Genomic DNA, 26,992 nt, shown 5'->3' on the forward strand with positions numbered 1-26,992 from the left:
ACCTCGGTCACCCGCCCGCCGTCCTGTTCTGCTGGTCAGATTCTGCTGGCCGGACGCGTCGGTGTGCCGGTCAGACGCCCTGCGCGGCATCGACGTGGCAGCCCGCGGAGGTGTCCTCGTAGTCGTCGATGTGCCCCTCGATCTGCTTGCTCAGGTCGTCGAGCTGCGCGCCCAGGGCGTCGATCTCGGCGCCGATCGTCTCCGCCGTCGACATGTTGCCCGCGGCGACCGCGGCCATGAAGTCGTTCAGCCCCTCCAGGTAGACGACCGTCTTGTCGTCCATCTTGGCCGAGACCTCCAGCATCGCGTCCGCGTCGTCGATCGCGCCGACGCACGCCGTCGCGGTGGTCTCGGCGCGCTCCTTGGCGATCTCCAGGTCGTCGATCGTCGCGTGGGCATCGGCGACGGTCTGCTTCGCGCTCGCCAGGTCGGACGCGAAGCCCGCCGCGCGCGCCTTCCAGTCGTTGGTCGAGACCACGCCGAGCGCGCCCCACACCACGGCGGCGATCAGCAGCACGACCAGCACGAGGGTGACGGCGTGCTCCTTGAGGAACGCCACGAGGGCTGAAGGAGTCTGCGGGACCGGCCTGGAGGACGTGGCCGGTCCGACGCCGGGCGGCGCCGCGTCCGTGCCGATCGCGGACCGGCCGACATCAGGCGCGTTCCCGTCGCTCGATGCCGGTCCGGCCGCGGTCGCGCCCTTGCCCACGGAGTCGCTCGCGGCGTCGGCGACTGCACCGTTCGGTGCGACCAAAGCCGGAACTGGCTCAGGGGTCGGATTCGGTTCTGGAGCGCGGCGGGCGCCCTCGTCGTCGGACATGCGGGCACCGTATCGGGCTAAAACCACCCAAAACCGCTACAACGGAACTGCTGCGAAAAGTTCACCCGGTCGGGTTCTTGGTGCCACCCGTGCTGGTGCCGCCGAGCAGGCCGCCGACGACCCCGCCGACCACACCGTCGACGGTGCCGCCCACCAGGTCGAGCGTGCCGCCCACGACGTCTTCGACCAGGCCGGTCTCGGCCGGGGCGTCCGGCTCCGCCTGCGTGGGCGGTTCCGAGGGCTCGGGCTCGGCCGGCGCCGGCTTCCCGGGGGCGGCCGGCGTCTGGTCGCCCGAGCCCGCCGACGAGCCACCGCCTGAGCCGGACCCCGCGTCCGCCCCGCCGCCCTGTCCGTCGTCCGTGCCGGAGCCGCTCCCGCCGGAGCCCGACCCACCGTCGGACGAGGATCGCTTCCGGTCACCCGACTCCCCGGCGGACCGGAATCCCGGGTTCGCGGGATCGGTGCTCGCCACCGTCGTCCACGAGCCGACGTCGGACGGGTCGATGGCCCGGTTGGGGATGGAACCGGCGGCGAAGAACTCGAAGTGCCAGGGCTCGGGCTTGGCGCCGGCGAGCTGCGCCCAGGACGGGTTGTCCCAGCCGTAGTCGGGCGCGTGCAGCCGCAGCCAGACGTACTCGTCGGAGGCGCCGCCGGCGATCGGGTCGCCCAGGTCCACCGCGAGGCCCCAGCCGTGGTTCGACGTCCCGGGGATCGCGGCCAGGTGCGGCTTGGCGCCCCGGACCGCCACCTGCATCTCGTAGGACCGGTACGAGTCCGTGAGCGGGATCGGGTGGCCGAACTCCTTCTCGAACCGGGCGCTCAGCGCCGTCAGGCGCTCGGCGGCGTCGCAGCGCAGCAGGTGGCCCGGCGCGAACGGCAACGCGCACAGCACGTCGGCGGGGATGCGGCCGTTGGCGTACCCGGCGGTGGAGCCGCCGTAGGCCGCCACCGTGTCCAGCAGGTTCCGGCGCAGGGACGTCCCGGCGTCCGGCAGCGTCTCGACGAGCGCGGTGGGGGAGGACGGGTCGAGCATGTTCGCGAGCCGCATCGCCGCGACGGCCACCTCGTCGAAGGTGACGTACTCGCCGGCCTCCTCGGGCACGACCTCGACGGCCGGGAGGTTCTCCGAGGTGCCCCACTCCGGGGCGCGGCTCCCGTGGGTTCCGCCGGTGACGGTCCGGGAGACCTGCGTGGCGCGGACCGGTTCGTCGGTCGTGGCGGGCGTGCGCGGCTCGCCCGCCGTCGGCGCGGACTCGACCCGCAGCGGCCGGTCGGCCTCCGTAAGCGCGAGCTGTTGCGCCTGGTACGTCGTGTAGAGCATGCCGAGCTCGGCGGCGGCCTGCGCGACGGCGGGGCTGGGCTCGGAGCTCTGCCGCAGCATCGCCTCGGCGCGGTCCAGGACGGCGAGCACCTGGCTCACCGTGACGCCGTCCGGTGCGGTGACCTCGGGTGCCGTCGCGGGGCGCTGCTCCGCCGCGCCCACCTCGACCGTGCGCGCCGCGGCCGGCTGCGCGGCGGAGGCGGGGGCGCCGTCCGGCAGGAGGTGCGGCGACGGCACGCTCGCCGAGGCGCTGACGAGCACCCCGCCGGTCATCGCCAGCGCGACGGCGCCGGTCCACGCGTTGCGTGCCCGGCGACCGGTCAGGGCGCGGCGCGCGGCCCGGCCGCGGAAGAACGCGGCGCCGGTCGCGGTCCGGCCACCGCTCACCGGCTCTGGCGTGCTGGTCCTGCTCGGCCCGGCACTGCTCGGCCCCGCACTGCTCGGCCCCGCGCCGTTCGGCTCGTCCGTCACTGGTCAACGCCCCCTTGCGTATGACATCGGCTGTCGCGGACCGCGTCCGCCCGCCGACCGGTCTGGGCATCGGCGCTGATGAGGCCCCGGTGCCGTCCGTCCAAGAACGCCCAGGGTAGCGCTACTGACGGCGCTTGCAACAACCGGAATGTCGCGCTTGCCGTAGGCAGGTGAGAGCCCGACGCCGCGCCGGTCACACCCCAGGGGTGGTGGGGCGCCGAGAGAGCGGCGACCGGGCGCGGCGTCGGGCGGTGGAAGGGACGCCCCGACAGCGGGGCGTCCCAGCCTGATGGCCGGTGGGCGGTGGTCGAGGCCTTACGGCCGGTCGACCGCCGAGCCCACCAGGTACCCCTGGTACGCGGGGTTCGTGAGGAACGCCGGGAAGTCGTCCTCGAGGGCGACGGCGCGGAAGATCTCGGCCGCGTCGTCGATCCGGTTGCCGTGGCCGTGGGGCAGCGACGCCACGACGTCGAGCAGGATCGCCTCGACGCGCTCGCGGGTCACGGGCTGCTGGTCGTCGTCGGTCAGGGTGCCCGACGCGATCCACTGCCACACCTGCGACCGCGAGATCTCCGCGGTGGCGGCGTCCTCCATGAGGCTGTCCAGCGCGGCGGCCCCGGTACCGCGGAGCCACGCGTCGAGGTAGCGCACGGCCACCGAGACGTTCGACCGCAGGCCGGCGGACGTCACGGTCGCCCCGGAGCGGCGCGCCGAGGCAACGTCGAGCAGGTCGTGCTGCCCCACCTCGACGTCGTCCCGGAGGCGGGAGACCTGGTTGGGCGCGTCGCCGAGCACGGCGTCGAACTCGGCCCGGGCCACCGGGATGAGGTCGGGGTGGGCCACCCAGGTGCCGTCGAAGCCGTCGCCGGCCTCGCGCCGCTTGTCGGCGCTGACCTTGGCGAACGCGGTCTCCGAGACCTCCGGGTCGCGGCGGTCCGGGATGAACGCGCTCATGCCGCCGATCGCGTGCGCCCCGCGCTTGTGGCAGGTGGCCACGAGCAGCTCGGTGTACGCCCGCATGAACGGCGCCGTCATGGTCACCTGCGCGCGGTCCGGCAGCACGTACGACTTCCCGCGGGTGCGGAAGCACTTGATCACCGAGAACAGGTAGTCCCAGCGGCCGGCGTTCAGCCCCGCGCAGTGGTCGCGCAGCTCGTAGAGGATCTCCTCCATCTCGAACGCCGCGGGCAGCGTCTCGACGAGCACCGTGGCGCGCACCGTCCCGCGCGGGATGCCGAGGGCGTCCTGCGCCACCTCGAACACCTCGTTCCACAGCCGCGCCTCCCGGTAGCCCTCCAGCTTGGGCAGGTAGAAGTACGGGCCGCGGCCGCGCGCGATGAGCTCGGCGGCGTTGTGGAAGAAGTACAGGCCGAAGTCCACCAGGCTCCCGAGCGCGCCCGACGTGATGCCGTTCGCGTCCGTGTAGCGCAGGTGCGCCTCGTCGAGGTGCCAGCCGCGCGGCCGGAACACGATGGTCGGCAGGTCCGCGATGTCCGGCGAGCGCAGCGTGTACTCCTTGCCCGCCTCGTTGGTGAAGGCGAGCGTGCCGCGGATCGCGTCGTGCAGCGCGAGCTGGCCCTCGATCACGTTGGGCCACGTGGGGCTGGACGCGTCCTCGGCGTCGGCCAGCCAGCAGCGGGCCCCGGAGTTGAGCGCGTTGATGGTCATCTTCGGGTCGGTGGGACCCGTGATCTCGACGCGCCGGTCCTCCAGGCCGGGCGCGTTCCGCGACCCGGCGACCCGCCAGTGCGGGTCGTCCCGCACGGGTCGGGTCGAGGCCCGGAAGTCGGGGTCGGCGCCGTCCGCGATGTCCTGCCGGCGCAGCTGGCGCTGCGCGATCAGCTCGTCGCGGCGGGCGTCGAACCGGTCGTGCAGCAGGGCGAGGAACGCCAGGGCCTCCGGCGTCAGGATCTCGCCGTAGCGCGGCCCGACGGCGGCGGTCACGGTGATCACGCCCCGGCGGGTGCCGGTCCCCGAGGCGCCCACGCCGCCGTTCGGCAGCGTGCTGGGAGGCGCGCTCCGGGGAGCAGGCGTGGGGGCCGGCGCAGGTGTCGGAGCGGGGGCCGACGGCGTCGTGGTCGAGTGGGCGGACGCCGAGTGGGCGGACCTCGTCCGGGCGGAGGCCGGCGGGGTGCCGATCCCGGCCAGGCCGGCGTCGGCGTCGTACGGGCTGGTGCCCTGGGCGCGGGTGTCGATGGTGGCGGTCATCAGAACTGCGCCGCCTCGGTCGAGCCGGCCAGCGCGGTGGTCGCCGAGTCCGGGTTGAGCGCGGTGGCGACGCGGTCGAAGTACCCGGTGCCGACCTCGCGCTGGTGCCGCGTGGCGGTGTAGCCGCGCTCCTCGGCGGCGAACTCCAGCTCCTGCAGCTTCACGTAGGCCGACATCTGCTCGCGGGCGTAGCCGTGGGCCAGGTCGAACATCGAGTAGTTCAGGGCGTGGAAGCCGGCCAGGGTGATGAACTGGAACTTGAAGCCCATGGCGCCCAGCTCGCGCTGGAACTTGGCGATCGTGTCGTCGTCGAGGTGCTTCTTCCAGTTGAACGACGGCGAGCAGTTGTAGCTCAGCATCTGGTCGGGGAAGTCGGCCTTGACGGCCTCGGCGAACTTGCGGGCCAGCTCGAGGTCCGGCGTGCCGGTCTCCATCCAGATCAGGTCGGAGTACGGCGCGTACGCCTTGGCGCGGGCGATGCACGGCTCGATGCCGTTGGTCACCTTGTAGAAGCCCTCGTTGGTGCGCTCGCCGGTGATGAACGGGCGGTCGCGCTCGTCGACGTCGGACGTGATCAGGGTCGCGGCCTCGGCGTCGGTCCGGGCGATCACGATCGACGGCACGTCGGCGACGTCGGCCGCGAGCCGGGCCGCGTTCAGGGTGCGCACGTGCTGCTGGGTGGGGATGAGCACCTTGCCGCCCAGGTGGCCGCACTTCTTCTCGGAGGCGAGCTGGTCCTCCCAGTGCACGCCGGCGGCGCCGGACTGGATCATCGACTTCATCAGCTCGTACGCGTTGAGCGGGCCGCCGAAGCCGGCCTCGGCGTCGGCCACGATCGGGGCGAGCCAGTCGCGGGTCGGGGCGCCGTTCTCGGAGACATCGATCTGGTCGGCGCGCAGCAGCGCGTTGTTGATGCGGCGGACCACGGCCGGCACGGAGTTGGCCGGGTAGAGCGACTGGTCGGGGTAGGTCTGCCCCGAGAGGTTCGCGTCGCCGGCCACCTGCCAGCCGGAGAGGTAGATGGCCTGCAGGCCCGCCTTGACCTGCTGCACGGCCTGGTTGCCGGTCAGCGCGCCGAGGGCGTTGATGTAGTCCTCCTCGTGCAGCTGGCGCCACAGGCGCTCGGCGCCGCGGCGGGCCAGCGTGCTCTCCTCGCCGACCGAGCCGCGTAGGGCGACGACGTCCTCGGCCGTGAAGCTGCGCTCGATGCCGGCCCAGCGCGGGTCGGACTCCCAGGACTGGCGCAGCTCCTCGGCTGTCTGGACCTGGTCCCCGGCGCGGACGGAGGCCTGCGCCGGCACCGCGGTCGTCGCGGACGTGGTCGCCTCGGACGTGGGGTCGATCGTGGGTGCGCTCATGGCGGGTCTCCTTCTCGGGACGGAACGTTGCCACCGCGTCTGCCGGTGACGTGTTACGACCATCTGCCCTCCGCAACCCCCTCCTCAAGCAGATCCGAGCAGAAGATTTGCAGTTCTTCTGTTGAACGGAAGCCTCCTCGTATGTCACCCTCGGGCATGGTAGGTAGCCCCCAAAATCGCAGAACCGCGCGAAACGCGACTTCCTCGCGTTCTACGCAGAGCGGGCAGAGCGCGCCGGGCCCGACGACGGACGCCGAGCCGGACGCCCTCACGATCGGCCGCCGCGTCCGCTACCTGCGGACCAGCAAGGGCATGACGCTCGAGGACCTCGCGGCCGCGATCGACCGCGCCCCGTCGCAGATCAGCACGCTGGAGAACGGCAAGCGGGAGCCCAAGTTCTCGCAGCTGCAGGCCATTGCCCGGGCGCTGGGCGCCGGCGTGGACGACCTGCTGTCGGCAGAGCCGCCGTCGGAACGGGACGCCCTGGAGATCGAGCTGGAGCGGGTGCAGCGCGGCCCGCTGTTCGCGTCGCTCGGGATCGACGGCGTGCGGATCGGCAAGTCGCTGCCCTCCGACGCGCTCGGCACGATCCTGGCGCTGCACCGGGAGCTGGAGCGCCTGCACACCGAGCGCGCGGCCACCCCCGAGGAGGCGCGGCGGGCCAACGGCGAGCTCCGCGACGAGATGCGCGCCAAGGACAACTACCTGCCCGAGCTGGAGCAGGTCGCCAAGGGCCTGCTGGCCGACGTCGGGCACACCACCGGGCCGCTGCCGCAGCGCATGGCGGCCGAGATCGCCGCGCACCTGGGCTTCACGCTGCACTACGTGAGCGACCTGCCGCACTCGACGCGGTCCGTCATCGACACCCGCAACCGGCGCCTGTACCTGCCGTCCAAGGGGTTCCGCGGCCGGTCGAACACCCGGTCCGCGCTGCTGCAGGCGCTCGCCTCGCACGTGCTGGACCACACCGAGCCGGGGCACTACGGCGAGTTCCTGCGCCAGCGCGTCGAGGCCAACTACCTGGCGGCCGCCCTGATGGTGCCGGAGAAGCCGGGCGTGAAGTTCCTGCGCGACGCCAAGGACGAGCGGGCGATCGCGATCGAGGACCTGCGCGACGCGTTCGGGGTGTCGTTCGAGACCGCCGCGCACCGGTTCACCAACCTCGCCACGCGGCACCTCGGCATCCCGGTGCACTTCATGAAGGTGCACGAGTCGGGGATCCTGCACAAGGCGTACGAGAACGACGGCGTGCGGTTCCCGTCCGACGCCCTGGGCGCCGTCGAGGGGCAACACGTGTGCAAGCAGTGGACGGCGCGCCAGGTGTTCGACGTCGAGGACCGGTTCAACCCGTACGCGCAGTACACGGACACGCCGTCCGGCACGTACTGGTGCACCTCGCGCGTGGAGAACACGTCCGACGGCGCGTTCTCCGTGTCGGTCGGCGTGCCGTTCGCGGACGTCAAGTGGTTCTCCGGGCGCGAGACCACGGTGCGGTCGGCCTCGCGGTGCCCCGACGAGTCGTGCTGCCGGCGCCCGCCCGCGGACCTCACCGAGAAGTGGGGCGACTTCGCCTGGCCCTCGGCGCGGCCGCACGCGTCGATGCTCGCCGCGATGCCCTCGGGCGCGTACCCGGGTGTGGAGACCACGGAGGTCTACCGGTTCCTGGAAAGGCACGCGCCCGAGGGGTCGGCGCGGCACGCGCCCGAGGGCTGAGCGGGTCGGCTGTGCCGCGTCAGCAGGCCGTGACCAGGTCGAACACCCCCTCCGACGTCTCCCGCAGCGTGGTCACCGTGGTGTTGCCCTGGCCCAGGTAGTCCATGGACCCGACGGCGTAGAACGGGTTGTACGGGTCGATGCCGTACGACGTCGCCCGGCCCGCGGCCTGGTGCTGCGCGTTGGTGGCCGCGCCGCAGAACAGCCCCGGCTCGGTGGGCGGGTCCGTCGGCGGGTCGGTGGGCGGGTTCGTGGGCCCGCCGGTCCGGTCCACGCGCCGGTTGTTGTCGAAGAAGAAGTCCGTCACGTACGCCGGGTAGTTCACCGAGCTCGTCGAGATGTACGAGCCGCCCGGGCCGCCGCCGGCCGGCCAGGCGTGGCTCACGTTCGAGTTGGCGATCAGGGAGACGCGCGGCCCGGCGGCGTCGGACCAGAGGGTGCCGGTGCCGGCGGTGTTGCTGCCGGGCAGCCCCGCCAGGGAGAACGACGACTGGGTCGACGCCCCGTAGATACCGGCCATGACCTGCGCGTTCAGCGTGTTGTAGCCGGTCGCCACCGTGGTGTCCGACGAGCCGTAGACCACCGACGTCACCTGCGTGCCGAAGCCGGGCGAGCCGGTCGAGGCGAAGCTGCGGCAGGTCGACGTCGCCTGCGCCTGGGTGGTCGCGACGTACCCGATCTGGCCGGACGTCGTGCCGACCGTCGGGCCCGCGTTGATGCCGATCCCGGCGAAGACGTCGGGCGCGAGGCAGCCCATCACCATGGTCTCGCCGCCGCCGGACGACAGCCCGGAGAGGTAGACCTGGTTCGGGTCGATGCCGAGGGCGGCGTCCCCGAGCAGGTCGTCGACGAGCTGGAGCAGGTTGTCGTCGTGCCGCGCCGGGTTGGCCCGCGAGTGGGACGTGTCGTAGTAGTCCCAGCAGCCGAGCAGCACGCCGCCGTTCGGCGCGGCGGGCACGGCCACGACCATGCCGCGCTCGTCGGCGGTCGCGGCCCAGTTGCCGCCGTTCCTCAGGTCGTTCGCGGTCTGCACGCACCCGTGCAGGTTGATCATCAGGGCCCGCCCGGCCGCCAGCTCGGGGGCCGACGTCGGCACGTAGAGCTGCGTGGTCATGCCGCCCGCCGTGCGTGACGACCAGGCGCCGGCGGTGGGCTGCGCGACGGCGGCCACGGCCGCCACCGCGGGCGGGGTCAGCGCGATCGCGACGACCGCCGCGAGCAGCGTGAACAGGCGGCGACGGGGCCGCGGGGATGGGTGTGTCATTCGAACCTCCACGTTGAGGTCGTGCCGCCCGAGGCGCTCCGATGCGCGGGGTCAGCCGGACATCTGCGGACATTAGGTGCGACCTGAATCACCTGTCAACAGTTCACCCACCCGGTTCCCGGGCCGGGTGGGTTGACATGAGATGCCCGTCTCGTCCACTATCTCCGCAACCTGAATCGCCTCTCAGGTTTGGGCGACGGCGCCCGACCGGACGAGCGGCGACCACCCGAAGAAGGGCAGAGTCATGCGGACGAGGAAGTCCCTCATGGCCGTCGCCGCGGCGGCGGTCACGGGCCTGGCGCTCGCGGCGTGCGCGCCGACCGGCGCGAGCAGCACCGGCGGCAGCGGCGACGACGAGAGCGCCGCGCCGATCGACGTCGGCATCGTGTACTCGGAGTCCGGGCCGCTCGCCGCCTACGGCGCGGCCTACAAGCAAGGTTTCGAGGCGGGCATCGACTACGCCACCGACGGCACCGGGACGGTGGCCGGCCACGAGCTGAACGTGACCTACCACGACGACGCAGGCGACCCCGAGAAGGCCGTCTCGCAGGCCAAGGACCTGATCGGCAAGGGCTACCAGATCCTGGGCGGCACCGTCGTCTCGGGCGTGGCGCTGCCCCTGGCCGAGCAGGCCGAGCAGAACAAGGTCCTGTACGTCTCCGGCCCGGCGGCCGTCGACACGCTCACGGGCATCAACCGGTACACGTTCCGCAGCGGCCGGCAGTCGCTGCAGGACGTCGCCGCGGCGGGCACGTTCGTGGACCCGAAGGGCGCCAAGGTCGTGGTGTTCGCGCAGGACAACGCGTTCGGGCAGGGCAACCTGGCCGCCGTCGAGGGCGTGCTGGGCGGGCAGGGCGCCGAGGTCTCCTCGGTGCTGGTGCCCGAGGACGCCACCGAGTTCACGCCGTTCGCCAAGAAGGTGCTCGACGCAGGTGCTGACATGGTCTTCGTGGCCTGGGCCGGCGCCACGACGGGTGCGATGTGGCAGGGCCTGGACCAGCAGGGCGTGCTCGACGACACCACCGTCGTGACCGGCCTGGGCGACGTCGCCACCTACGGCGCCTACGGGGACGCGGCGGAGAAGGTCAGCTTCCTGAACCACTACTTCCCGGGCGCGGCCGGCACCGAGACCGAGACCGCGATGCTCGACGCCGTCGAGGCAGCCGGCGGCACGCCCGACCTGTTCACGCCGGACGGCTTCGTGGCGGCGCAGCTCGTAGTGCACGCGGTCGAGGAGGGCGCCGGCGACGTCGAGGCGATGGTCGACGCGCTGGAGGGGTACACGTTCGAGGGCCCGAAGGGCGAGACCACGGTGCGCGCGTCCGACCACGCCCTGATCCAGCCGATGTACCAGGCCAAGCTCGTCAAGGACGGCGACGCCTGGACGCCCGAGCTGGTCGAGGTCATCGACGGCGAGTCGGTCGCACCGGCGGAGGTGACCGAGTAGTGGCAAGGGGTGGCGAGCCGGTCCTGGAGACCACGGGGCTCGGGCTGACGATCGGCGGGGCGCGGATCCTGACGGGGGTAGACCTCCGGGTGGGCCGCGGCGAGCTGGTGGGCGTGATCGGCCCCAACGGTGCGGGCAAGACCACGCTGTTCAACCTGATCAGCGGCCTGTACCGGCCCACGAGCGGCCGCGTGCTGCTGGACGGCCGGGACGTGACCGCGGCGTCCGTCGCGGTACGGGCGCGGGCCGGCCTCGGCCGGACCTTCCAGACGTCCAGCCTGTTCCCGCGGCTCTCGGTCGCGGAGAACGTCCGGCTCGCCACCCAGCGCCGCCTCGGCGGCAGCCTCTCGGTCCTGAGCTTCCCCCGGCGCGGCGACGCGGCGTCGGCGGAGGCCGCCGAGCACCTGGTCACGGTGGGCCTGACGCACCGGGCCGACGTCGCGGCCGGCGACCTCTCGCACGGCGACAAGCGCAAGCTGGAGATCGCCGTGCTGCTGGCGATGGACTCGTCCGTGGTGCTGCTGGACGAGCCGATGGCGGGCGTGGCGACGGGCGACGTGGCCGGGCTGGTCGAGGTGATCCGGTCCATCAACGAGTCCGGCCGGACCGTGCTCATGGTGGAGCACCACATGGACGTGGTCCTCGGCCTGGCCGACCGCGTCGCGGTGCTGCACCACGGCGAGCTGCTGACCTGCGACGTCCCGGAGAAGGTCATGGCGGACGAGACGGTGCAGTCGGCCTACCTGGGCACGACGGCGGGGAGCGCGGCATGAGCGGGTCTCGACAGGCTCGACCTGCGCCGGTGCTGGAGGTGCGCGGGCTGTCCGCGCGCATCGCCGGCCAGGAGGTGGTGCACGACGTGTCGTTCGAGGTCCCGGCCTCGGGCGTGACGGCCGTGCTGGGCCGGAACGGCGTCGGCAAGACGTCCACGCTGCGGGCGGTCCTCGGCCTGGTCGAGCGGTCGGGCGAGGTGCTGCTCGACGGCGTCCGCGTGGACGGCGAGCGCACGGACCGCATCGTCCGCCGCGGCGTCGGCTACGTGCCGGAGGACCGCGAGGTGTTCGCGGGCCTGACCGTGGCGGAGAACCTGCGGCTCGCGGAACGCCACGGCACGACGGCGCACGGCACGACGCCGGAACGCCGCGGGCTGGTCGACGCCCTGTTCCCGGACCTGGTCAAGCGGGCCGGCCAGCGCGCGGGCACGCTCTCCGGTGGGCAGCAGCAGATGGTCTCCCTGGCCCGGGCGCTGCTCAACGACAACCGCATCCTGCTCGTGGACGAGCCCACCAAGGGGCTGGCCCCGCGGATCGTGACCGAGGTGGCCGAGACACTGGCCACCGCCGCGCTGACGGTGCCCGTGCTGCTCGTCGAGCAGAACCTGCAGGTCGTCGAGCGGCTTGCCGAGCGCGTCGTGGTGATCGACGCCGGGCGCGTGGTGCACACGGGACCGGCGCGGGAGCTGCTGGACGACCCCGAGCTGGTGCAGCGGCTGCTGGGGGTCTCGGCGGGCTCGGCCGGCGAGACGGAGGCCGCTCGATGAGCACCCTGATCCTCCTGATCGCCACCGGCCTCGGCCTGGGTGGGCTGTACTTCCTGGTCGCGTCGGGCCTGTCCCTGATCTACGGCCTGATGGGCGTGCTGAACTTCGCGCACGGCTCGTTCCTCACGCTCGGCGCGTTCGTCGGGCTGGCGGCCGGCAACCTGGTCGGCGCGGGCACGTGGGGCGGGCTCCTGCTGGGCCTCCTCGTGGGCGCGCTGACCGGCGCGGCCGCGGCGACCGCCACGGAGCTGGGCCTCATCCGGCCCCTGTACGACCGGCACATCGAGCAGGTGCTCGTGACCGTCGGGCTCTCGCTCGCCACGGTCGCGCTGTTCGAGGGCATCTGGGGGCCCAACCCCCGGAACGTCACGCGGCCGGGCTGGCTCGCCTCGACCACCGACGTCCTGGGCGCGCACGTGCCGAACACCGCGTTCCTCAACGTCCTCGCCGGGGCCGCGGTGCTCGGCGGGATCGTCGCGTTCCTGCGGTACACGCGGTACGGCCTGATCATCCGCGCGGGCGTGGAGAACCGGGCCATGGTGACGGCCCTCGGCATCGACGTGCGCCGGGCGTTCACGCTCGTGTTCGCCGTCGGCGGGGCGGCGGCCGGACTGGGCGGTGTGCTGGCCACGCAGTCGCTCAACTACGTGTCGCCGCACATGGGCGCGAGCCTGCTGATCTTCGCGTTCATCGTCACGGTGATCGGTGGCATGGGCTCGCTGACCGGGGCGGCGGTGGCGTCCGTCGTCGTCGCCGTGCTGCAGCAGCTCGCCAACTTCTACCTGAACAACACCGGCGACCTGATCGTCGTCCTGCTCCTGGCGCTCGTGCTGCTCGTGCGCCCGTCCGGACTGCTGGGGAGGACCGCATGAACCGCACCCGAACCCTCCTGGGCGCGCTCGCCACGCTCGTGCTCCTGGCCTGCCTGCCACTGCTCGCGATCCCGGTCCCGGGCGTGCTGCCGGGGTACACCTACGAGCCGGGCACGCTCCAGCTCCTCGCCCTGTGCTGGCTGACGGCGGCGCTCGCGCTCTCGTACCACCTGCTGTTCGGGGTCGCGGGCCTGATGAGCTTCGGGCACGCGCTCTACTTCGCGGCCGGGATCTACGGCCTGGCCATCGTGCTCGACCGCACCGACGTGCCGCTCCTGCCCGCCGCCGCGCTCGTGCTCGTGGGCGGCGTGGCCCTCGCGTTCGTCGTGGGCGCCATCTCGCTGCGGGTCACCGGCATCTCGTTCGCCATGGTCACCCTCGCGTTCGCCCAGGCGGGCAACGTGCTGGTGCGCCGCGACCAGGGCGACCTGACCGGGGGCGAGGAGGGCCTCGCCCTGGCGACCGACGGCGTCCCGGCCGCCCTGGTCGGCGTCGTCAACACCCGCAACCTGTACTGGGTGGCGCTCGCGGTGCTGCTGGTGGTCTACCTGGTGGTGCTGTGGATCGAGCGCAGCCGCGCGGGGCACGTGGCCGCCGCGGTGCGCGAGAACGAGGTGCGGGTGCGCATCATCGGCGGCCGCCCCTACCTGACCAAGCTCGTGGTGTTCGTGCTGGCGGCGTCGCTCGCCACCGTCGTCGGGATGGCGTACCTGCTGCTCCAGTCCGGCGCCTCGCCGGCGACGTCGACCGCGGACTTCACGCTGACGCTCCTGGTCATGGTGGTCCTCGGCGGCGTCGGCTCGCGCTGGGGCGCCGTCGTCGGGGCCGTGCTGTACACGCTGCTGGACCAGCGGCTCGCCGAGCTCGCGCACTCGGAGGCGGTGGCCGGGCTGCCGGCCGTGCTGCGCATCCCGCTGTCGGAGCCGATGTTCCTGCTGGGCACGTGCTTCGTGCTGGTCGTGCTGTTCCTGCCGGGCGGACTGGCGGGCGCGGCGCAGCGGCTGGCCGCCCGGCGTCGTCCGGCGGCGAGCCCCGCACCCGAGGGGGTCGCGGCATGAGCGACCTGCACACGCTCGGCCGGTGGCCGCGCGACCGCGCCCTGGCGACGCCCGACCGTGTGGCCGTCGACGACCGCGGCGTCACCCTGACCTATCGCGCACTGGAGACCCGGGCCACGGCCCTGGCGGCCCGGCTGCGGGACGCCGGCTACGGCGTGGGCGACCGGATCGCGACCGTGACCGGGAACAGCTCCGACCAGGTGGTGCTGTTCTTCGCCTGCGCCAAGGCCGGGCTGGTGCTCGCGCCGCTGTCGTGGCGGCTGTCGCCGCACGAGCTCGCGGCCCAGCTCGACCAGGCCGACCCCGCGCTCGTGCTGGTCGAGGAGGAGTGCGGCACCCTCGCGGACGCCGCGCTCGAACGCCTGCCGCTCCCGCCGTCGCGCACGGCACTCGGACCGCACGGCGTGGAGGCCCGGGTGCCGCCGCCCACCCGGCGCCGCACGGACCTGGCCGAGGCGCCCGCCGGCGGGCCCGGCCGCGAGGTGGCCGACGACGACCCGCTGCTGCTGGTGTTCACGTCCGGCACGGGCGGCACCTCGCGCGGCGCGCTGCTGACGCACGCGAACTGCTTCTGGAACAACCTGTCCCTCTCCCGCACGGTCGAGCTGACCAGCACGGACGTGGTGCTCTCCGTGCTGCCGCAGTTCCACGTGGGCGGCTGGAACATCCAGCCGCTGCTGGCCTGGTGGACCGGCGCGACCGTGGTGCTGGAGCGCACCTTCGAGCCCGAGCGGGTGCTGCGCCTGGTGGCCGACCGCCGGGTCACCACGATGATGGGCGTGCCCACCAACTACCTGCTGCTCGCGGAGCACCCCGGGTTCGCGGCGGCCGACCTCAGCTCGCTGCGGCACGCCGTCGTCGGTGGCGCACCCATGCCGGAGCCGCTGCTGCGCGCCTGGCACCGGCGCGGCGTCGCGCTCACGCAGGGCTACGGCCTCACCGAGGCCGGCCCCAACGTGCTCTGCCTGCCCGACGACGTGGCACGCGACCGCGTGGGCTCCGCCGGCGTGCCCTACCCGCACGTCGAGGTCGCGGTGGCCGACCCGGTCACCGGCGAGCACCTCGTGGGCACCGCCACCGGCGAGCTGCTGGTGCGCGGGCCGAGCGTGTTCGCGGGCTACTTCCGGGAGCCGGAGGCCACGGCGGCGTCGTTCGCGCGCGGCTGGCTGCGCACCGGTGACCTGGTGGAACGCGATGCCGACGGGTACTACCGCGTGGTGGACCGGCTCAAGGACGTGTTCATCACGGGCGGCGAGAACGTCACGCCGGCCGAGGTGGAGGCGGTGCTGCGCCGGCACCCCGCCGTGGCGGACGCCGCCGTCGTCGGCGTGCCCGACGAGCGCTGGGGCGAGGTGGGCCACGCCTTCGTGGTGCCGCGCGGCGGGCAGCTCACCGACGCGGAGGACCTGGCGGCCTTCTGCCGCCGTGAGCTTGCGGGCTTCAAGGTGCCCCGGCACTTCGAGCTCGTGCCCGACCTGCCACGCTCGTCCCTGAACAAGGTGGTGCGCTCCGCGCTCCACGTACGCCCTGCCGAGGAGGCCCCGTGAGCACGATCTCCCAGCCCAGCGAGTCCGACCCCGCCGCGCCGAGCCGCCTGACCAAGGGGGAGCGCACCCGCGCGCGCATCCTCGTGGCCGCCGAGCGGGTCTTCGCCGACCTCGGCTTCCACGACGCCTCGATCGTCAAGATCACCGAGGCGGCCGGGGTGGGCCAGGGCACCTTCTACCTGTACTTCACCTCGAAGATCGAGATCTTCGACGAGGTGGTCGAGGACCTGAACCGGCGCGTGCGGCACACCATGATCGAGGCGTCCTCGCAGGCCGGCACCCGGATCGAGGCCGAGCGGGCGGGCTTCCGCGCGTTCTTCGAGTTCACCGCCGAGCACCCGGCGCTGTACCGGATCGTGCGGCAGGCCGAGTTCGTGTCGCCGGGCGCGCTGCGCCTGCACTACACGCGGATCGTCGAGGGCTACCGCGACGGCCTCGCCAAGGCGCAGGCGGCGGGGGAGGTCGGCGACATCGACCCGGAGGTGGCCGCGTGGGCCCTGATGGGGATCGGCGAGATCGTCGGGATGCGCTGGGTCCTGTGGGGCCCCGACGTCGCCCCCGGCGGTCCGACGTCGGCCGTCCCGCCCGAGGTGTTCGACCAGGCGATGACGTTCATCGAGCGGGCGCTGGCGCCCGGCAGGACCGAGGAGGAGGGGCGTTCATGAGCATCGTCGACCAGGTCGAGGGGACCGGCTCGCACACCTACACCACGCACGACGTCGCGGTGGCGGGCGGCACGCTGCGGGTGGGCGTCTGGGAGCCGACGGCGCCCGCGGCGACCGGCGCCGACGGTGCCACGCTGCCCGCCGTCGTGCTGGTGCACGGCATCACCGCCTCGCACCGGGCCTGGCCGGCCGTGGTCGAGGCGCTGCCGGGACGCCGCGTGATCGCGCCCGACCTGCGCGGCCGCGGCCGCAGCAACGGCCTGCCGGGCCCGTACGGCATGGCGGCTCACGCCGACGACGTCGCCGCCGCGGTCCGCGAGCTCGCCGGCGGCCCGGCCGTCGTCGTCGGGCACTCGATGGGCGGGTTCGTGTCGCTCGTGCTGACCCACCGCCACCCGGACCTGGTGGAGCGCCTCGTGCTGGTCGACGGCGGGCTGCCGATCCCGCTGCCGCCGGGCGTGCCGGACGGCGCGACGCCCGACGAGCTGGTGCGAGCCCTGCTCGGGCCCGCGATCGAGCGGCTGAGCCAGGAGTTCCCGAGCCGCGAGGCGTACCGCGAGTTCTGGCGGGCGCACCCCGCGTTCGGCGAGTGGACGCCGGTGGTGGAGCAGTACGTGGACTACGACCTGGCGGAGTTCCCGGCCGCTGACGGGTCCGACGGCGGTCCGGTGCTCCGCCCGGCGACGTCACCCGCCGCCGTCGCCGCCGACTCGGCGGACTCGGCGCGCGGCGACGCGCTGCGCGGCGCGCTGGCCTGGGCCGCCGAGACCGGGCTGCCGATCACGTTCCTGCGGGCGCCGCGCGGGCTGCTCGACCAGCCGGGCGGGATGTACCCGGCGGGGACCGTCGCCGAGTGGGCGGGGCGGCTGCCGGGGCTGGCCGCGAGCGAGGTGGCGGGCGTGAACCACTACACGATCATCATGGCGGAGCCGGGGGTGGCGGCGGTGGTGGCGGCGGTGGGCTGACCGACTGGCGTCGCAACACGATCAAATAGTCAAATTCGATACTTCTCATAGCCAAGTTCGAGTATGGGTAATGCTGGAGTAACCTCGGCTCGGCCGGTGCGATCTCAAGAGTCCACCCGCAGGTGAAAGAGGCGGTAGCCAGCCACCTAGGCGACATGCTTTGCTGGATCTATTGGTAATAGATCAGTAAAATATGGTCATGCGTGGGCGGTTGGAGGTTCGATGGATACGAGGCAGGTGGAGTCCAGCGACTTCGGTCGCGTGGATGTCGCGCGTCATCGACTGGTCCGGACCATCGAGGACTCCGCGCTGCGCGTCCAGGACCACCTGGTGTGGGGGCAGTTTGCGGACGGCCTGATCCACACCAACCAATACGGCATCCACGGCACGAGTGCCGCGTGCGCCACCCTGGCCCGCCACGGCCGCGTGCCGTGGCGAACGCTCGAGCTGCTGCCGGAAGCCTCCATCGACGGCCCGGCGGTGCTGCTGTTCGACGAGACGGACCTCGTGATCACGTTCAAGGTCACGGCGATCGTGGAAGCGCTCGTCGACGCCGGGGCGCCCGACCTGGAGTCGAGACCTGTGGTGCAGCGCCTGTTCGACAGCATGCTGGACGGTCGGGGCTGGGGGTGGCACTCCGTTCAGGCGGAACCGGACCGCCCGCGAGTGCTGACGACGGCGCACGCGGTTGCGGTCCTGGGCAGGATCCCGGCGCTCGCTGATCGGGAGGAGCTGCACCGTGCGGTCGAGTGGCTGGAGCAAGAGCTGTTCGACGACGAACGGCTCAAGCTCCTCGAGCGGGCCTATGCCGCGATCGCGCTCGGAACCATCCGGCGCGAGGGGTATGTCACCGCGAACACGGATCGTGTGCTCCGGGTCGCGGCGGCGGACCTGCGCCAGTGGTTACGGGTCCAACGAGGTCGGCCGATCGAGCACGTACCGCGCCTGTTCTTCGTGCCGAAGCGGCACGAGGTGCGGAATCACACCATGCTCTTCCCTGACCAGGTGATCGTCGCCCACGCGCTGCTGTTGGCCGAGCCGCGCTGGGTCAACGACCGCAGCGTACGGGAGCTTGTGAAGCAGCTTTGTGCTGCGGTCTCGGTGCACGGCGGGCCGCGGGCGGAGTACAACGACCGGGTGTCTTTCGTGGACATCAACTGGCTCGACCGGTTTCTGGACGAGGCTCAGCGGGCGCGGGTCGCGTCCGGTGTGCCGTTCGAGCAGATGAGGTTCGTCGGCTGGCTTCGTCGTCTGCCGCCGTCGGCCGTGGGGATCGTCGGATGGCTGGTCATCACGGTCGCCACGACGTCCTTCGCGCTCACCGCAGGTCTGCCGGGCTGGGTGACGGCGGTGCTGACCACCGTGGCGAGCGTGGCGGCGGGCGTGGTCACCACGATCGTCCTCAACTGGACCGGTAGGGAGTGACCCGGCTCCCGGGTGGGTCGGTCAGACGTGCCGCCACGGCACTCCCGGGAGCTCGGACGCCGACCCGTCGCGCTGGAGCAGCCGTGCCTCACCGCCTGCGGTGGCCGAACCGATATGTATTGCGTCGCTGAACTGTCCCAGGAAGTCGGTCACGGTGGTCGCGCCGCCGTTCACCGTGAAGACCAGGCGGAAGTCCACCGATCCGCCGAAGACCAGGTCCTCGACGGGGCGGCCGGTCACCCCGGCAACCTGTTCGACGAGCGGCGAGATCCGCACGTTGCCGGCCTCGACGTCGAAACCCACGCCGCTGGCCTCGGCGATCTGGTTGATCGTGGCCTTGAGCCCGTCAGACGTGTCCTGGCAGCTCGTGACGACGCCGGAGCTCGCGAGCCGAAGTCCTAGATCTACATCGGCGCGGGGGCGGCGCCAGGACTCACCCAGCGCATGTTCGACATCTGCGGTGAGGCGGGCGCCGCCGTCGGCGACGTGCTCGAAGTAGCGCCGAGCGGCCTCGGCGATCCCGGTCTCACCGCTGACGAACAGGTGGTCGCCAGGTTGTGCCCCGGAGCGTCTCAGTACAGTGCCTGGTTCGCTCACGCCCAGGGCCGTGCCGGAAAGATAGAGCTGGTCCGCGGTGCCCGTGTCGCCGCCGATGATCCGGGTCCCGTATCTCCGGGCCGCTTCGTCCGCTCCGCGCATGATGTCGTCGAAGGCGGCGTCCGGAAGGTCTTGCGGGTAGCGGACCACCACGAGGACCCCGGCCGGCAGGCTACCCATGGCGGCGACGTCACTGATGTTGGCGACGACCAGGTAGTAGCCGATGTCGTAGTCGGACATCTGCCCGTGCTCGTACATGGAGAAGCCGGCGCCCCGGACGTAGTCGCTGCCGACCACGAGGTCCATGCCTGGCAAGGTGAGGACTGCGCAGTCGTCACGCGCGGATGCGCTCGCCGCCAGCTTGAGCGAGGCGCCGTTGGTGAGCACGGCGGACCACTCGTCGAGACCGCTGTCGAGCATGGCCGTCAGCCGGGCGACTCGAGCTGGTTCGTCCAGAGGGCTCATGGGAACAGTGTCATGCAACGACCAGGTCGTGGAGTCTGTCGTTCACCGGGCGGAGCAGGGCTGAATCGACGTGCCGGGCGAACTGGGTCCGCATCTGCATCGTCTGCTCGACCAGGCGGCTGCTCGCATGAAGCGCCCAGTCCCAGTCCAGGGCTCCGACCTGGGTCCCGGTCGTCGTGGCCACGTATCGGTACCCGACGCTCCGTGTGTACTGCTGATAGGGCAGTGAGACCTTGAGCGTGTACAGGTATGCCCGGGCCGGGCCGCTCGTCGGATCCGGGTTTTTTCCATGGTCGAGGTAGAGCAAGTAATTGCTTTTGCCATAGCGGGAGTCAAGGGCGCGAATGTCGCTCAGGCATTCTTTCTGTGCCTGATCTTCGTTCAGCGCGGCGCGAAGATCCGCGTCGACGATTTCCCCGAGCTCGTGTTCAAACGGCAGAAGGTGCCAGTGCGCGTGTTCGATGCAGTCGCGCCTGTGTCCCGTGCCCCCGGAGCCGTGCTCCAGGATCGTCAGACCGTTGTCCGGGAACGTCCTCCGGTAAGCCTCTCGCACCGCGTCCACGTAACGCCATCGCTCGCCGTCTCCGGCGAGCGCCGTTGCCATGGTGAGGTCGTGCCCGGGGGCGAGGAGGAGCAGGTGCCCTGGTTTCACGGGTGCGATGTCCGCATACACCCCGAGTCCCGTCGCGGCATCGCGGTGAAGCTGACGTTCGGACAGGTCGCGGCCGTCACCCCCGAGACTCTCTCGCTCTATCTCGCAGAAGTCGCAGTTCTCCGCGCGCGCGGTCGTCAACGCCCGTCTCCTGATTCGCCCAAGCCGGATTTATCGAAACAACAGTATGATGTTAGTGCTGGGCGACGTGGTGCGGCAACCAACGAGTGAAATATGCGGGTGATATTTCAGTCCTGATTTCGCGCGACATTCTCTCGTTCAGTCAAAATCCCGACAATTCCACTCGCGGAATGCCTGATTTTGCTTTGGTCCGCTGCGTCGCGAACTCGTTTTCGCCCCTCTGCGTCTGCTCGGCCGTTCAGGCCGCTCGACGGTCACACGCCCAGCATCCGGTCCCGCTGCCGGTTCATCTCGTCGACCAGCACCTGCACCACCGCGGTCACGGCCGGCCGGCGCCACGACTCGCTGCGGATCACCGCCCAGTAGGGCAGGCGTTCGGTGACCTCGTCGGGCAGCAGCCGCACCAGGTCGTCGTGCCGGTCGGCCATGAAGCAGGGCAGGAACCCCAGTCCCGCGCCGGCGCGCGTGGCCTCGACGTGCACGAACACGTTGGTGGAGGCCAGCGCGTCCGGCATGCCGGGCACCAGGCGGCGCGGCGCGTCGAGGTCGTTGACCTGGAGCATCGAGTCGACGAAGTAGACCAGGCCGTGCCGCGACATCTCCTCGACCGTGGTGGGCGTGCCGTGCCGCGCCAGGTAGTCCCGCGAGCCGTACATGCCGAGCACGTACTCGCCCAGGCGCACGGCCTTGGCCCGCTGCACGTTCGGCTCCCCGACCACGACGTCGACGTCGACCCCCGAGCGGTGGTGCGTCGCCACGCGCGTGACCGTGACGAGCTCGACCGACAGCTCGGGGTGCGCGCCCCGCAGCCGGGCGATAGCGGGGGAGGCCACGTAGGCGCTGAACCCGTCGGTCGCCGTCATGCGTACGACGCCGGTGACCGGGTCGGCCTCGGTGTCGCCCCCGACGAGCCGGTCCACGGCGTCCGACACGGCCTCGCCCGCGCGCGCCGCGCGGCGGCCGAGCGTGGTGAGCTCCCAGCCGTCCGCGCCCTTGACCAGGAGACGCCCGCCGAGGGCGCGCTCCAGCGCCGTGATGTTGCGGGCCACGGTGGTGTGGTTGACGCCGAGCGCGCGGGCCGCCGTCGTGTAGCGGCCGGTGCGGGCCACGGCCAGCAGCACCAGGAGCTGGTCGGCCACCTGGCCGGCCGGCGGTTCGTTGCGGGCTGACATGCCGCGACCGTACCAAGTGTGCATTCGTGCACACCGCCTCTGCCCAGTTCGTCATTGCTGCGCACACCGCCCGCCGGGAACACTCGGGCGAGTCACAGGTGGCCGACGGCGCGGACCGCGCTCCCGGCCGCACCCCGTGTCAGAGTCGACACCTAGGAGCAGCAGCATGTCCGCACAGCAGGGCACCCACGCACCGGACGACCGGTCGCTGATCAGACGCATCGTCGCGGCCTCGATGGCCGGCACCGTCGTCGAGTGGTACGACTTCTTCCTCTACGCGACCGCCGCGGCGCTCGTGTTCAACAAGGTGCTCATGCCCGAGACGGGCAACGCCTACGACGCGATCATCGCCGCGTTCGTGACCTACGCCGTCGGCTTCCTCGCCCGGCCGCTGGGCGGCATCATCTTCGGCCACCTGGGCGACAAGCTCGGGCGCAAGTACACGCTGCAGTTCACGATCGTGCTGATCGGCGTGGCGACCGTGCTCATGGGCTGCCTGCCCACGTTCCAGCAGGTGGGCTTCCTCGCCCCGGCGCTGCTCGTGATCCTGCGCTTCGTGCAGGGCGTGGCGCTCGGCGGCGAGTGGGGCGGCGCCGTGCTGCTCGTCGCGGAGCACAGCAAGGACTCCGAGCGGGCCCGCTGGACCGCGTGGCCGCAGGCCGGCGTCCCCGCGGGGAACCTGCTCGCGACCGTCGTGCTCTACACGATGTCGGCCACCCTGACCGACGCGGCCTTCCTCGCCTGGGGCTGGCGCGTCGCGTTCTGGCTGTCGGCCGTGGTGATCGTCGTGGGCTACTACGTGCGCACCCGGGTCTCCGACGCCCCCATCTACGAGGAGGCCAAGGCGGAGATCGAGGAGGGCGACAAGGGCTACGGCGTGCTCGAGGTGATCAAGCGCTACCCGCGCGGCGTGCTCACCGGCATGGGCCTGCGGTTCGCGGAGAACATCCTGTACTACCTCGTGGTCAGCTTCTCGATCGTCTACCTCGGCACCGCGCTCGGCATGGACACCACGCGCATCCTCGGCGTCGTCGCGGCCGCGCACGCGTTCCACTTCGTGGTGATCCTCGCCGTCGGGCGCCTCGCGGACCGAGTGGGCCGCAAGCCGCTGTACATCACGGGCGCAGTGCTCGGCGCGACCTGGTGCTGGTTCGCCTTCCCCGCGATGGACACCAAGAACCTCTGGGTCATCCTGGCCGTGCTCATGGCCGGCCTGCTGTTCCACGCCCTGATGTACGCCGTGCAGCCCGCGATCATGGCCGAGATGTTCCCGACCCGGATGCGGTACTCCGGCGTCTCGATCAGCTACCAGGTGACCTCCATCGTCGCCGGTTCGCTCGCGCCGATCCTCGCCACCACCTGGCTCAAGAACACCGGCTCCTGGTGGCCCACCGCCGTCTACATGGCGATCGCGGCCCTCATCACCCTGGTCGCGGCGATCGCGCTGCGCGAGACCAAGGGCGCGTCCCTGCACGCGCTCGACGCCGAGGACCAGGCCCGCGAGCGGGCGCTCGCCGCGAACGACTGACCGGGAACGCAAGGGGAACGACGGGGTGCGGGAACACCGAGGAGAGGGAACGACGATGAACCGGAACACCCAGGAGCACCGGCTCGACGGTCGCCGGGCGCTGGTGACGGGCGGTGCGAGCGGCATCGGCGCCGCCTGCGCCCGGGAGCTGGCCGCGCGCGGCGCGCAGGTGACCGTCGCGGACGTCGACGGCGACGGTGCCAAGGCCCTCGCCGAGGAGGTGGGCGGCGAGGCCTGGGTGGTCGACCTCTCCGACACCCGGGCGCTCGACGACCTGAGCCTGGAGACCGACGTCCTGGTGAACAATGCGGGCATCCAGCGGGTCAGCCCCATCCAGGACTTCGTGCCGGACGACTTCCGGCTGGTCCAGCGGATCATGCTGGAGGCGCCGTTCCTGCTGGTCCGCGCCGCCCTGCCGGGCATGTACGCCCGCGGCTGGGGGCGGGTGGTCAACATCTCGTCGGTACACGGGCTGGTGGCCTCGCCGTTCAAGTCGGCGTACGTGGCGGCCAAGCACGGGCTGGAGGGGCTGTCGAAGGTGACGGCGCTGGAGGGCGGCGAGCACGGTGTGACCAGCGTGTGCGTCAACCCCGGCTACGTGCGCACGCCGCTGGTGGAGAAGCAGATCGCCGAGCAGGCCAAGGCGCACGGGATCCCGGAGTCCGAGGTGATGGCGAAGGTCATGCTCGCGGAGTCCGCGGTCAAGCGGCTCGTGGAGCCGCACGAGGTCGCCGCGCTGGTCGGCTGGCTCACGGGCCCGGACGCCGCCATGGTGTCCGGCGCCTCGTGGGCCGTCGACGGCGGCTGGAGCGCGCGGTGAGGTGCTGCCCGGCGGCGCGCCGGGAGTGTGACACTGGCACATGGCATGACCTGCCAGGACTGACGTGATGGAGGAGTCGATGATGACTGGAGCACGTACCGGGTTCGACAAGGTGGTCGCCAGTGCGGCCGAGGCGGTCGCGGACATCCCCGACGGCGCCTCGCTGGCCGTGGGCGGGTTCGGGCTGTGCGGCAACCCGATCGCGCTGATCGAGGCGCTGCTGGCGCAGGGCACCACGGGCCTCTCGGTGGTCAGCAACAACTGCGGCGTGGACGACTGGGGCCTCGGCGTGCTGCTCAACGCGCAGCGCATCGCCAAGATGACCAGCTCGTACGTGGGCGAGAACAAGGAGTTCGAGCGGCAGTTCCTCTCGGGCGAGCTCGAGCTGGAGCTCACCCCGCAGGGCACGCTCGCCGAGAAGCTCCGCGCGGGCGGCGCGGGCATCGCGGCCTTCTTCACGCGCACGGGCGTGGGTACCCAGGTGGCCGACGGCGGCCTGCCCCGCAAGTACGACGGCGCGGGCGGCGTGGCGATCGCGTCCCCGGCCAAGGAGGTGCGCACCTTCGGGGACTCCGACGCCGAATATGTGCTGGAGGAGGCCATCAGCACCGACTTCGCGCTGGTGCACGCCCTGCGCGGCGACCGGCACGGGAACCTCGTGTTCAACCGGTCGGCGCGCAACTTCTCGCCGCTCGCCGCGATGGCGGGGCGGGTCTGCATCGCCCAGGTCGAGGAGCTCGTCGAGCCCGGGGAGATCGACCCCGACAGCGTGCACCTGCCGGGCGTGTACGTGCACCGGCTGGTGCACGTCGGCACGGACATCAAGAAGCGGATCGAGCGGCGCACGGTGACGGAGCCCGCCGCGGCGCCGTCGGGCACGCCGTCGGGCAAGGAGGGCTGAACCATGGCACTGACGCGACAGGAGATGGCCGCGCGCGCCGCGCGCGAGCTGGCCGACGGCATGTACGTGAACCTGGGCATCGGGCTGCCGACGCTCGTGCCGAACTACGTGCCGGCCGACCGGCACCTCGTGCTGCAGTCCGAGAACGGGATCCTCGGGGTGGGCCCGTACCCCACCGAGGACGCCGTCGACCCGGACCTGATCAACGCGGGCAAGGAGACCGTCACGCTGCTGCCCGGCTCGTCGATCTTCGACTCGGCGACGTCGTTCGGCATGATCCGCGGCGGCAAGATCGACGCCGCCATCCTCGGCGGCATGCAGGTCTCGGCCACGGGCGACCTGGCCAACTGGATGATCCCCGGCAAGATGGTCAAGGGCATGGGCGGGGCGATGGACCTGGTGCACGGCGCGGGCCGCGTCATCGTGCTCATGGAGCACGTGGCGCGCGACGGGTCGCCGAAGATCCTGCGCGAGTGCTCGCTGCCGCTGACCGGCAAGGGCGTGGTGAACCGGATCATCACCGACCTGGCGGTGCTCGACGTGACGCCGTCCGGGCTGGTGCTGCGTGAGCTCGCGCCCGGGGTCACGGCCGAGGAGGTCGTCGACAAGACGGAGCCGGAGCTCGCCGTCGAGCTGGTCGGCTCCGCGGGCTGAGCTCGCGCGCGACCGCCGGGCTCGCGTGCGAGCCCGAGAGATACGCTGGGAAGAACGGCCAAAGGAGGTCTCATGAGTGACGCATTTGCTGCTCCGACGGGTGCCACGAGCACCGGTCCGGGCGCCACCGGTTCGGGCGCGACACACAGCGCCGACGACGTGGTGATCGTCTCGGCGGCGCGGACGCCGCAGGGTCGGCTGAAGGGTTCGTTGTCGGCGCTGAGCGCCGTCGACCTGGGCGCCGTCGCGGCGCGCAAGGCGCTGGAGGGCGCGGGGGCGCTCGCGGCCGACGTCGACAAGGTGGTCTTCGGCCAGGTGATCCAGGCGGGCGCGGGCCAGAACCCCGCGCGCCAGACGGCGGTGGCCGCCGGCGTGTCCTGGGAGGTGCAGGCCGTGACGGTGAACAAGGTCTGCCTGTCGGGGCTGACGTCGATCATCGACGGCGCCCGGCTGCTGCGCACCGGCGAGGCGTCGGTGGTGCTGGTGGGCGGGCAGGAGTCGATGACCAACGCCCCGCACCTGCTGGCCGGGGCGCGGTCCGGTTTCGGGTACGGCTCGGCCGAGCTGGTCGACTCCGTGGCGCACGACGCCCTGACCGACGCGTTCGACGACGTCTCGATGGGCATCTCGACGGAGGAGCACAACTCCGGCGACGTGTTCGTCTCCCGCGAGGAGCAGGACGCGATCGCGGCCGCCTCGCACCAGCGGGCCGCGGCCGCGGCCAAGGACGGGTACTTCGAGGCGGAGCTGGCGCCGGTCTCGGTGCCCCAGCGGCGCGGCGAGCCCGTCGAGGTGCGCACCGACGAGGGCGTGCGCCCCGACACGACGCCCGAGTCGCTTGCCCGGCTCCGCCCCGCGTTCAAGAGCGACGGGACGCTGACGGCGGGCAACTCGTCGCAGATCTCGGACGGCGCCGCGGCGCTCGTGCTCACCACGCGCGCCAGGGCCGAGGCGGCCGGTGTGCCGGTACTCGCGACGGTCCGCTCGCACGGCCAGGTGGCCGGGCCCGACAACTCGCTGCACTCCCAGCCGGCCCGGGCGATCGGGCAGGCGCTGGAGCGCGAGGGCTGGACGGCCGCCGACCTCGACCTCGTGGAGATCAACGAGGCGTTCGCCGTGGTGGTCGGGGTCTCGGCGAAGACGCTGGGCGTGCCGCTGGACCTCGTCAACGTGCACGGCGGCGGTATCGCGCTGGGGCACCCCGTGGGGGCGTCCGGCGCGCGCATCGCGGTGCACGCGGCGCACGAGCTGGCCCGGCGCGGCGGAGGCCGCGCCGCCGTCGGATTGTGCGGCGGCGGAGGCCAGGGCGAGGCGCTCCTCCTGGAGGTCTGACGGGCCGCGCATCGCTGGTCGAGCTTGTCGAGACCTTGGTGGGTCTCGACAAGCTC

Annotated in this window: 23 protein-coding genes; 15 read left to right on the forward strand and 8 right to left on the reverse strand. The window is 72.2% G+C overall.

What is annotated here, in order from left to right:
• Nucleotides 1–70 precede the first annotated feature (70 nt).
• From ACFU5G_RS17160 to aceA, 4 genes are all read right to left on the reverse strand, one after another.
• Nucleotides 71–820 carry a hypothetical protein gene (locus ACFU5G_RS17160; protein ID WP_377247102.1) on the reverse strand — a complete coding sequence of 250 codons (750 nt, stop codon included), beginning with the start codon at nt 818–820 and terminating at the stop codon, nt 71–73.
• Between the two features lie 61 nt (nt 821–881).
• Nucleotides 882–2,528, reverse strand: a complete 1,647-nt coding sequence (locus tag ACFU5G_RS17165; RefSeq protein ID WP_377247105.1) for a D-alanyl-D-alanine carboxypeptidase family protein — start codon at nt 2,526–2,528, stop codon at nt 882–884.
• A 399-nt stretch (nt 2,529–2,927) separates the two neighbouring features.
• Nucleotides 2,928–4,820, reverse strand: coding sequence for a malate synthase A (gene aceB / locus ACFU5G_RS17170; protein WP_377247108.1), 1,893 nt, complete (start codon nt 4,818–4,820; stop codon nt 2,928–2,930).
• Nucleotides 4,820–6,178 carry an isocitrate lyase gene (gene aceA, locus ACFU5G_RS17175; protein WP_377247111.1) on the reverse strand — a complete coding sequence of 453 codons (1,359 nt, stop codon included), beginning with the start codon at nt 6,176–6,178 and terminating at the stop codon, nt 4,820–4,822. Before aceA ends, aceB begins: the two co-directional genes overlap by 1 nt.
• A 156-nt stretch (nt 6,179–6,334) precedes the next feature.
• On the opposite strand from aceA, the gene ACFU5G_RS17180 reads away from it, so the two are divergent.
• Complete coding sequence (locus tag ACFU5G_RS17180) at nt 6,335–7,891, forward strand: helix-turn-helix domain-containing protein (protein WP_377247168.1); 1,557 nt, start codon at nt 6,335–6,337, stop codon at nt 7,889–7,891.
• A gap of 19 nt (nt 7,892–7,910) precedes the next feature.
• On the opposite strand, the gene ACFU5G_RS17185 is transcribed toward ACFU5G_RS17180, so the two are convergent.
• Nucleotides 7,911–9,155: a PHB depolymerase family esterase gene (locus ACFU5G_RS17185; protein ID WP_377247114.1), complete on the reverse strand. Its 1,245-nt coding sequence runs from the start codon at nt 9,153–9,155 to the stop codon at nt 7,911–7,913.
• Nucleotides 9,156–9,399: 244 nt separating this feature from the next.
• On the opposite strand from ACFU5G_RS17185, the gene ACFU5G_RS17190 reads away from it, so the two are divergent.
• The 9 genes from ACFU5G_RS17190 (at nt 9,400) to ACFU5G_RS17230 (ending at nt 18,674) form a co-directional block, all read left to right on the forward strand.
• Complete coding sequence (locus ACFU5G_RS17190) at nt 9,400–10,602, forward strand: substrate-binding domain-containing protein (RefSeq protein ID WP_377247117.1); 1,203 nt, start codon at nt 9,400–9,402, stop codon at nt 10,600–10,602.
• A complete protein-coding gene (locus ACFU5G_RS17195; protein WP_377247120.1) occupies nt 10,602–11,375 on the forward strand; it encodes an ABC transporter ATP-binding protein in 774 nt (257 codons plus the stop codon). The genes ACFU5G_RS17190 and ACFU5G_RS17195 overlap by 1 nt, the downstream gene beginning before the upstream one ends.
• Nucleotides 11,372–12,142 carry an ABC transporter ATP-binding protein gene (locus tag ACFU5G_RS17200; protein ID WP_377247123.1) on the forward strand — a complete coding sequence of 257 codons (771 nt, stop codon included), beginning with the start codon at nt 11,372–11,374 and terminating at the stop codon, nt 12,140–12,142. Before ACFU5G_RS17195 ends, ACFU5G_RS17200 begins: the two co-directional genes overlap by 4 nt.
• On the forward strand, nt 12,139–13,014 hold the full coding sequence (locus ACFU5G_RS17205; protein WP_377247126.1) for a branched-chain amino acid ABC transporter permease: 876 nt from the start codon (nt 12,139–12,141) through the stop codon (nt 13,012–13,014). The genes ACFU5G_RS17200 and ACFU5G_RS17205 overlap by 4 nt, the downstream gene beginning before the upstream one ends.
• Nucleotides 13,011–14,072, forward strand: a complete 1,062-nt coding sequence (locus ACFU5G_RS17210; RefSeq protein WP_377247129.1) for a branched-chain amino acid ABC transporter permease — start codon at nt 13,011–13,013, stop codon at nt 14,070–14,072. Before ACFU5G_RS17205 ends, ACFU5G_RS17210 begins: the two co-directional genes overlap by 4 nt.
• Nucleotides 14,069–15,619, forward strand: coding sequence for a class I adenylate-forming enzyme family protein (locus tag ACFU5G_RS17215; RefSeq protein WP_377247132.1), 1,551 nt, complete (start codon nt 14,069–14,071; stop codon nt 15,617–15,619). Before ACFU5G_RS17210 ends, ACFU5G_RS17215 begins: the two co-directional genes overlap by 4 nt.
• A complete protein-coding gene (locus ACFU5G_RS17220) occupies nt 15,616–16,284 on the forward strand; it encodes a TetR/AcrR family transcriptional regulator (RefSeq protein WP_377247135.1) in 669 nt (222 codons plus the stop codon). The genes ACFU5G_RS17215 and ACFU5G_RS17220 overlap by 4 nt, the downstream gene beginning before the upstream one ends.
• Nucleotides 16,281–17,249: an alpha/beta fold hydrolase gene (locus tag ACFU5G_RS17225; RefSeq protein WP_377247138.1), complete on the forward strand. Its 969-nt coding sequence runs from the start codon at nt 16,281–16,283 to the stop codon at nt 17,247–17,249. Before ACFU5G_RS17220 ends, ACFU5G_RS17225 begins: the two co-directional genes overlap by 4 nt.
• Nucleotides 17,250–17,486: 237 nt before the next feature.
• Nucleotides 17,487–18,674 (forward strand): hypothetical protein, encoded by a 1,188-nt coding sequence (locus ACFU5G_RS17230; RefSeq protein WP_377247141.1) that lies wholly within the window; start codon nt 17,487–17,489, stop codon nt 18,672–18,674.
• 21 nt (nt 18,675–18,695) lie between these two features.
• On the opposite strand, the gene thiL is transcribed toward ACFU5G_RS17230, so the two are convergent.
• The 3 genes from thiL to ACFU5G_RS17245 form a co-directional block, all read right to left on the reverse strand.
• Nucleotides 18,696–19,736, reverse strand: a complete 1,041-nt coding sequence (gene thiL / locus ACFU5G_RS17235; RefSeq protein ID WP_377247144.1) for a thiamine-phosphate kinase — start codon at nt 19,734–19,736, stop codon at nt 18,696–18,698.
• 10 nt (nt 19,737–19,746) lie between these two features.
• Nucleotides 19,747–20,529, reverse strand: coding sequence for a hypothetical protein (locus ACFU5G_RS17240; protein ID WP_377247147.1), 783 nt, complete (start codon nt 20,527–20,529; stop codon nt 19,747–19,749).
• Between the two features lie 254 nt (nt 20,530–20,783).
• Nucleotides 20,784–21,701: a LysR family transcriptional regulator gene (locus tag ACFU5G_RS17245; RefSeq protein WP_377247150.1), complete on the reverse strand. Its 918-nt coding sequence runs from the start codon at nt 21,699–21,701 to the stop codon at nt 20,784–20,786.
• Between the two features lie 166 nt (nt 21,702–21,867).
• On the opposite strand from ACFU5G_RS17245, the gene ACFU5G_RS17250 reads away from it, so the two are divergent.
• The 5 genes from ACFU5G_RS17250 (at nt 21,868) to ACFU5G_RS17270 (ending at nt 26,936) form a co-directional block, all read left to right on the forward strand.
• Complete coding sequence (locus ACFU5G_RS17250) at nt 21,868–23,229, forward strand: MFS transporter (RefSeq protein ID WP_377247153.1); 1,362 nt, start codon at nt 21,868–21,870, stop codon at nt 23,227–23,229.
• Between the two features lie 55 nt (nt 23,230–23,284).
• Nucleotides 23,285–24,049: a 3-hydroxybutyrate dehydrogenase gene (locus ACFU5G_RS17255; protein ID WP_377247156.1), complete on the forward strand. Its 765-nt coding sequence runs from the start codon at nt 23,285–23,287 to the stop codon at nt 24,047–24,049.
• Between the two features lie 82 nt (nt 24,050–24,131).
• Nucleotides 24,132–24,950 (forward strand): CoA transferase subunit A, encoded by an 819-nt coding sequence (locus ACFU5G_RS17260; protein WP_377247159.1) that lies wholly within the window; start codon nt 24,132–24,134, stop codon nt 24,948–24,950.
• 3 nt (nt 24,951–24,953) lie between these two features.
• Complete coding sequence (locus ACFU5G_RS17265) at nt 24,954–25,604, forward strand: CoA transferase subunit B (protein WP_377247162.1); 651 nt, start codon at nt 24,954–24,956, stop codon at nt 25,602–25,604.
• A gap of 72 nt (nt 25,605–25,676) precedes the next feature.
• Nucleotides 25,677–26,936, forward strand: a complete 1,260-nt coding sequence (locus ACFU5G_RS17270) for an acetyl-CoA C-acyltransferase (protein WP_377247165.1) — start codon at nt 25,677–25,679, stop codon at nt 26,934–26,936.
• Nucleotides 26,937–26,992: the final 56 nt, after the last annotated feature.

The sequence above is a fragment of the Promicromonospora sp. NPDC057488 genome, assembly GCF_042802395.1.
Taxonomy (GTDB): Bacteria; Actinomycetota; Actinomycetes; order Actinomycetales; family Cellulomonadaceae; genus Promicromonospora.